A 6,636-nucleotide genomic window follows, 5' to 3' on the forward strand; every position below is an offset into this window, starting at 1 on the left:
ACCGTGCCTGTCACGGCGCAGTGTGTGGGAAGCGCCGCCGGCCGACCATGTTGCTTACCCTTGGTCAGGGGCGCTCAGGCGTTCATTCGAGCGTCAGGCCGATGTCCTTCACCAGCGCGCCCCAGTCGCGCAGGTCGCTGCGGATCGTGGCGGTGAACTGCTCGGGCGTGTTCTGCGGCAGGTCGTTGAAGTTCAGCTCGTACATGCGGCGCACCACCGCGGGGTCGCGCAGCACCTGGTTCACGGCCTCGTTGAGCTTCTTCACGACGGCGGGCGGCGTCTTGGCGGGCGCCAGCAGGCCGTACCAGGCGTAGGTGGTGAAGGGGTAGCCGCTCTCGGTCATGGTCGGCACGTCGGGCAGCATCGGGATGCGCGAGGGGCCGCTGTTGGCCAGCGCGCGGATGCGGCCGGCGCGCACGATCTCCACGGTCGAGGAGATGTCGGCGAAGGCCGCATCGACCTGGCCGCCCACGAGGTCCTGCACGCAGGGGCCGCTGCCCTTGTAGGGCACGTGCGTCATCACGAGGCCGGCCTGCTTCTTCAGGCTTTCCATCGCCAGGTGGCCGCCCGAGCCGTTGCCCCACGAGCAGTAGCTGAGCTTGTCGGGGCGCGCCTTGGCGTAGGCGACGAACTCCTGGATCGTCTTCACCGGCAGGTCCTTGCGCACCAGCAGCAGGTTGCCGCCGCGCCCGACCTGGGCAATCGGCACGAAGTCCTTCAGCGGGTCGTAGGGCAGCTTCTTGTAGAGGCTGGGGTTCACCACCATCGTCGCGGCGTAGGTGAACAGCAGCCGGTAGCCGTCGGGCGTGGAACGCGCCACCACCTCGCTGCCGAGGATGCCGTTGGCGCCCGGGCGGTTGTCGACCACGAAGGGCTGCTTCAGGATCTTGCCGAGGCCGTCGCCGATCAGCCGCGCGATGGTGTCGGTGCCGCCGGCCGCCGCGGTGGGCACCACCAGCGTCACGGGCTTGTCGGGGTAGCTGTCGGCCTGTGCGTGGCTGGCCGTTGCCAGTGCGGCCAGGGAGCAGGCGGCGAGCATGCGCAGGCCGAAGCGGAATGGTGTTGTCGTTGTCATGGTCCGTGTCTCCGATGGAAAGGCCTCAGCGGATGCCGAAGCGCGCCTGCGTGCCTTGTTCGATCATGTCCGCGCCCACGCGATACAGGTTGCGCGAGACGTAACTGGGCACTTCGCGTGCCCGCTCGCGCAGCCATTCGGCCTTGAGCGAGCGTGCCTCGGCGATCTCGGTGGCCTCGCCCTCGGCGGTGGCCAGCAGGTCGATCACGTGCAGCGCGAGCTGCCACTGCTTGTTTGCCGCCAGCGCACGTGCCTGGTCGATCACGCCGCGCTTGTCGGTGATGGCGTCGGCCACCGCGCGGCCGATGGCCTCGGGCGCGGCCGGGTGCAGCGAGGTCGGGTTGCGGTCCCACCAGCCGTTCTCCGAGCGGTAGATGTCGCGCACGATGTAGCCCGGGTCGCCGTAGGTGGGCTTCATCCACTCGACCGCGAACAGCTCGTCGGGAAAGCGGATGCGCGCCAGGATGTCGCGCTCGTTGAGCCCTTCGTTCATGAGCCGCACCACCTCGGCGCGCACCCAGCGCAGCGCGCGGGCCGTGTGCACGAGCACGTGCTGCACCTGGTCTTCGCCCTCGAGCGTGGCGCCGAATTCGCGCACCGCCTTGCGCGGCTTCAACGCCGCCAGCGCCTCCAGCGTGTCGGCCCAGCGCACCGTGTCGCGCATCGTGCGAAAGGGCGTGCCGATGTTGGGAATGGAGTCGATCAGCGCCGCGCCGCCATACAGAACGCGCTGCGCCGGGCTCCACAGCGCGATCGCGTCGTCGGTTTCCGAGGGCGCCCAGCGTAGCTCGATGCGGCGCTCGCCGCTGCCGATCTGCAGCACGTCGTCGAAGGTCTCGGTGGGCGGGTGCGTCACCAGCCGGTGGTCGAAGAAGCCGGCGGGGCGGTTGAACTGGATCTCGGCCATGCGGTGCTGCAGGGCCAGCGTCTCGCGGTAGCGCGCCAGACGGCGCGGCACGTTGCGGTGCGCAATGATGCGCGGCGGCGCATCGCCGCGCGCGGCGGCATGGGCCAGCCACATCGGCACGCCAGCGTTGTAGCCGATGTGGCCGTGGCTGAAGCACAGCGCATGCACCGGCGCGTCGCTGAGCTGGCGCAGCGCGTCGATCATGCCCTGCGTCACCGAGCCGCCCGGGCCGGCGTCGATCACGACCAGGCCCACGTTGGTCTCGGCCACGAACGATTGGCCCTGCCCGCGCAGGATGTGCAGGCCCGGCGCGACGGTCTCGGTGCCGGTTCCGACGATGAGGAAGGGCTTTTCTTCTTCGGTTGCCTGGGGTTTTTCAGCGGTGGCGCTCATGCGGAATCCTTGGTGACGGTGAGGGGCGGCAGCTGGTAGCGGCCGTCGAGCAGTTCGGCGCGCGGCACGTAGGCGCGCAGGCACAGGTAGAAGCTGCCTTGGGGGGCCGGCAGCCAGTTGGCGAATGCGGCCTCGCCTTCAGGGCGCGCATGCTGGATGTGCAGCGTGAGCCCGCCGTCCGCGTCGCGCCGCAACCCCGGCGTGCGGTCGCCGATGGCGTAGCGGTCGATCGGGTTGTCCACCAGCATGTAGTCGCGCGTGTCGTACATCGTGAGCGACCAGAAGGCGTCGACCGGCGGCAGCGCGTCGGGCGCGAAGCGCAGCGTGTAGCGGCGCTGGCCGGTGAGGGCTTCGCCGGTGGCGTCGTGCCAGGCCATGGGGTAGGTGGCCTCGCGGCTTTCGAGCATGCCGATGTACTTGAGCGCGATCAGCGCGCGTGCCAGGTGGTCGTCGCCGAAGGAACCTTCCACCAGCGGCATCTGCACCCAGCCCGAGGCCGTGGTGCGGCCCGACTGCGCCTCGCGCAGCCGGGGCAGCACGGTGTCGAGCGCGGCCTGCAGCGCGGCGCGCTGACTGTCGTCGAGTGCGCCCGCGCCGGGCCCGATGCCGAGCGATGCATAGCGCGCGAGCTGCGCCGCATCGCCGGCGGGCGGTGCGTTGTCGCGCAGCGCCGCATTCACCTGCGCAGCGAAGTGCGCGGCGGTGAGCGGCGCCTTCGGATCGCAGCCCGGGTCGAAGGCGCGCGGCGCCGAGCGGCGGCCGGCTTCCCAGTCGGCCAGCGTGCGCACGAGAAAGCCGTCCTGCAGCGCGTTGACGGCCGGCACGTCCTGCGGGCCGTCGACCAGCAGGCGTCCGATGATCCACAGCCAGCGCGTGGGCGCCTCGATGCGCGCGCCCGGCGCGTCGAAGGCCGCGGGCAGCGTGCCGCGCCATCCCGGCGGCGTGACCACGAAGGCGCGCGCCGCCGTGCCCGTGAGGCGCTGGCCCAGGTGCGCGAAGGGGTTGGTGAAGAAGTCGAGCAAACCCAGCACGTAGTAGCGCCCGGCCGTGTCGGGCACGTCGATCACGAGCGGGCCCTCGCCCAGGTCGAGCCAGGCGTTGGTGTAGAGCGTGTCGTTGTTCGGCGTGACGACGCGGCTCTTGCCCGCGCCCAGCAGCTGGCGCGCGTGCGTGAACACGTTGCACCAGCGCAGCGGCTTGGGCGCCTCGCCGGCGGCGTCGGTGCGCTGCGGCGAGGTGGCCGCGCGCATGCGGCGCATCTCGTACAGCGGGTAGGCGTAGACCACGGCCTCTTCGGCCAGGGCTTGCAGGGTGTCGGTGTGCGGCTGCATCGTGCTCAGCCCTGTTGTGCCTGCAGCGCCGGGATGCGCCAGCCCTGCACGCCCTCGCGCGGGTAGTACATGCGCAGGATCAGGTAGAAGCGCCCGGCCGGCGCGGGCAGCCAGTTGGCGGCGTCGGCAGGGCGCGCGTGGCTCACCACCAGTTCGAGGCTGCCGTCGGCGTTGCGCTTCAGCCCGGGCGTGCGGTCGCCGATGGCGTGGCGGCGGATGTCGTTGGGGTAGAGAAAGCGGTCGCTGTCGTACAGCGTGACCGACCAGAAGGCGTCCGCGGGCGGCAGGTCGCCGGCCTCGAAGCGCATCGTGTAGCGGCGCTGGCCGTCCAGCGGTTCCTGCGTAGCGTCGTGGTGCGCGGCGGCGTACACCGCCTCGCTGGTGGCCAGCGCGCCCAGGCCCAGGTAGGCGGTGCGCGCGCGGCCGAGGAACTCGTTGCCGTAGCGGCCGGTGGCCGGCGTCATCGACCAGGGCTTGGGCCGCCGGTTGCGGCCCACGGCGCCGACCAGCTGCACGCCCTCGGCGAAGCCTTCGATGAGGCCTTCGCGCAGCGGTGCCTCCAGCGCGTCCCACGAGAACGCGGCGTTCGCCAGCAGCCCGCCCTGGCCGAACCACGCGACGAGCGCGCGGTCTTCCACGCGGCCCGGCGCCTCGGCCAGCGCGTGGCACACGTTGGTGAAGAAGCGCGGCGCCACTTGCGCGGCCGGCTCGCCGTGCTCGAAGGCGGCGGCCATGGCGTCCTCGTGCGGGCCGGCCCACTGTTCGATGGCGGCCGGGCGGCCCTGCAGCACGGTGCCGGGCGCGGGCTTCAGTTGGATCTCCGCCTGCAGCGCGCGCGCGGCCGGCCAGTCGCTTTCATCACCCACCAGGATGCGGCCGATGAGCCAGACCAGGTCGGTCGGGCAGCGCACCACGCGGTGGCCGGCGAGCGATTCCGGCACGGTGCCGCCGGGGCCCACGAGCACGACCGTCTCGCCCTCGGGGTTGCAGTTGCGCGGGCCCAGGTTCTCGAAGTTCTCGGTGTAGGCGTCGTACAGCGGCAGCACGAAGTAGCGCCCCGGATGCCGCGCCGACGCGGGCACGGTGAGCAGCATCGGCCCGTGCGCCAGGTGCAGCCAGGCCATGGTGTAGAGCAGGTCGTTGGCGGGCGTGACCACGTCGCGGTCTTCGTGGGTGGACGGGCGCGGCGCGTGGTGCAGCGTGTTCAGCGGCGCGCGCACGTCGGAGCCGGCCGAGGCGCCGCTGCGGCGTTCGGCGCGCGGCGCGGTCTGCATGGCGCAGGTGCGGTAGGTCTCGGTGAGCGGGTAGCCGTAGACGAAGGCGGCCAGGCCGATGGAACGGGCGAGCGCCTTGCGGGCGGCGGCGATGTCGGGCACGGGAGCGGGAGCGTTCATGGGAAAGACCTCGGGGTTCGAAAAAAGGAGAAGGGAAGGCGGTTCAGTCGAGCTTCACGCCCGTGGCCTGCGTGAGCTTCAGCGTCACGGGCAGGAAGGCCTTGTAGGCCGCGGCGGCCTCGGGCGGCAGGTTGCCCACGGGCTCGGCGCCGAGCTCCTCGATGCGCCGGCTCACCTCGGGCTGGCGCACCACCGCGCTGACCTCGCGGCCCAGGCGCTCGACGATGGCGTCGGGCGTCCTGGCCGGCGCCATCAGCGAGGTCGGGCCGGTCATGGCGTAGACCTCGTCGGCGTAGCCCTGCTCGGCGAAGGTGGGCACGTCGGGCAGCGCGCGGGCGCGCCGGGGGCCGGCCACGGCCAGCGGGCGCAGCTTGCCGGCCTTGATGTACGGCTGCAGCGTGGTGACGGAGCCCACGGTCATCTGGATCACGCCGCCGATCAGGTCGATCGCCATCGGGCTCTCGCCCTTGTAGGGCACGTGCATCGTCTGCAGGCCGTAGGCCTTGTCCATGTAGACCTGCACCTGGTGCGGCTGCGTGCCCGGGCCCCACGAGCCCATCGAGTACTTGCCGGGCGCGGCCTTGGCGGCGGCGATCAGGCTCTTGAAGTCGGTGGCCGGCACCGAAGGGTGCACCGCCAGCACGGTGCGCGTAGTGGCGATGTCCGACACCATGCGCAGGTCGGTGCGCGGGTCGTAGGGCAGCTTGCTGTAGAGCACCAGGTTCGCCGTGACGGGCCCCGGCACCGTGAGCAGCAGCGTGTGGCCGTCGGGCGGGCTCTTGGCGACGTAGTCGGTGCCGATGATGCCGCCCGCGCCGCTGCGGTTCTCGACCACCACCGGTTGGCCCAGCCGCTTGGACAACCCCTCGGCCACGAGCCGCGCGAGGATGTCGGTCGAGCCGCCCGCTTGGTACTGCACGATGATGCGCACGGGCTTGGAGGGGAAGGGCGCCTCCGTGGCTGCCGCCGCCGCGCTTGCCGCGAGCACCAGTGCTGCGCCCAGGCCGAGTGCGCGCGAAAGGCCGTTCTTCGATGTCGTCGTCATGCGATGTCTCCGGTGGTTGTTGTTGTGCTTCAGGGCGCGCGGCCGACGATCAGCGCGTCGACCGCCACGCAGCCGCCCTCGGCCTGCGGACGCGCGATCAGCGGGTTGATCTCGGCGCTGTCGAGCGAGTCGCCCGCGCGCTGCGCGAAGTCGGCCAGCGCGCACAGCGCGTCGGCGATCGAATCGAGGTCGACCGGCGGCCGCCCGCGTGCGCCGTTCAGGATCGCGAAGGCGCGCAGCTCGCGCACCATGGCCAGCGCGTCGTCGCGTGTGATGGGCAGTGCGCGCAGCGACACGTCGCGCAGCGTCTCGACGTGGATGCCGCCCAGGCCGAACATCAGCACCGGCCCGAACACCGGGTCGCGGTGCACGCCCGCGATGCACTCGACGCCGCCGCTCAGCATGCGCGCCACCAGTGCGCCGTCGAGCCGCGCCTCGGGCCGTGCGGTGCGCGCGAGGTCGCGCGTGCGCTCGAAGGCCGCGCGCGCCTG

At 71.9% G+C, this 6,636-nt stretch carries 6 protein-coding genes; all 6 read right to left on the reverse strand.

All coding sequences use genetic code 11. The features are described 5' to 3' along the window. Window positions 1-82: 82 nt before the first annotated feature. Complete coding sequence (locus VBO01S_RS21835; protein ID WP_157627417.1) at window positions 83-1,075, reverse strand: Bug family tripartite tricarboxylate transporter substrate binding protein; 993 nt, start codon at window positions 1,073-1,075, stop codon at window positions 83-85. Window positions 1,076-1,100: 25 nt separating this feature from the next. Next, on the reverse strand, window positions 1,101-2,375 hold the full coding sequence (locus VBO01S_RS21840) for an alkyl sulfatase dimerization domain-containing protein (RefSeq protein ID WP_062479268.1): 1,275 nt from the start codon (window positions 2,373-2,375) through the stop codon (window positions 1,101-1,103). After that, a complete protein-coding gene (locus VBO01S_RS21845) occupies window positions 2,372-3,706 on the reverse strand; it encodes a DUF1254 domain-containing protein (RefSeq protein WP_062479271.1) in 1,335 nt (444 codons plus the stop codon). Before VBO01S_RS21845 ends, VBO01S_RS21840 begins: the two co-directional genes overlap by 4 nt. A 5-nt stretch (window positions 3,707-3,711) precedes the next feature. Further along, window positions 3,712-5,100 (reverse strand): DUF1254 domain-containing protein, encoded by a 1,389-nt coding sequence (locus VBO01S_RS21850; protein ID WP_062479274.1) that lies wholly within the window; start codon window positions 5,098-5,100, stop codon window positions 3,712-3,714. Window positions 5,101-5,143: 43 nt separating this feature from the next. Then, window positions 5,144-6,145, reverse strand: a complete 1,002-nt coding sequence (locus VBO01S_RS21855) for a Bug family tripartite tricarboxylate transporter substrate binding protein (protein ID WP_062479277.1) — start codon at window positions 6,143-6,145, stop codon at window positions 5,144-5,146. Window positions 6,146-6,174: 29 nt separating this feature from the next. Beyond that, on the reverse strand, window positions 6,175-6,636 hold a 462-nt coding region (locus tag VBO01S_RS21860), incomplete at its 5' end, for an acetate--CoA ligase family protein (RefSeq protein WP_169805075.1).

It is taken from the genome of Variovorax boronicumulans NBRC 103145 (assembly GCF_001591345.1).
GTDB lineage: Bacteria > Pseudomonadota > Gammaproteobacteria > Burkholderiales > Burkholderiaceae_C > Variovorax > Variovorax boronicumulans.

What these genes read in the sequence shown, in the direction of transcription:
- VBO01S_RS21835 (WP_157627417.1), bottom strand. Translation starts at nt 1,075, where the DNA reads ATGACAACGACAACACCATTCCGCTTCGGCCTGCGCATGCTCGCCGCC.
- VBO01S_RS21840 (WP_062479268.1), bottom strand. Translation starts at nt 2,375, where the DNA reads ATGAGCGCCACCGCTGAAAAACCCCAGGCAACCGAAGAAGAAAAGCCC.
- VBO01S_RS21845 (WP_062479271.1), bottom strand. Translation starts at nt 3,706, where the DNA reads ATGCAGCCGCACACCGACACCCTGCAAGCCCTGGCCGAAGAGGCCGTG.
- VBO01S_RS21850 (WP_062479274.1), bottom strand. Translation starts at nt 5,100, where the DNA reads ATGAACGCTCCCGCTCCCGTGCCCGACATCGCCGCCGCCCGCAAGGCG.
- VBO01S_RS21855 (WP_062479277.1), bottom strand. Translation starts at nt 6,145, where the DNA reads ATGACGACGACATCGAAGAACGGCCTTTCGCGCGCACTCGGCCTGGGC.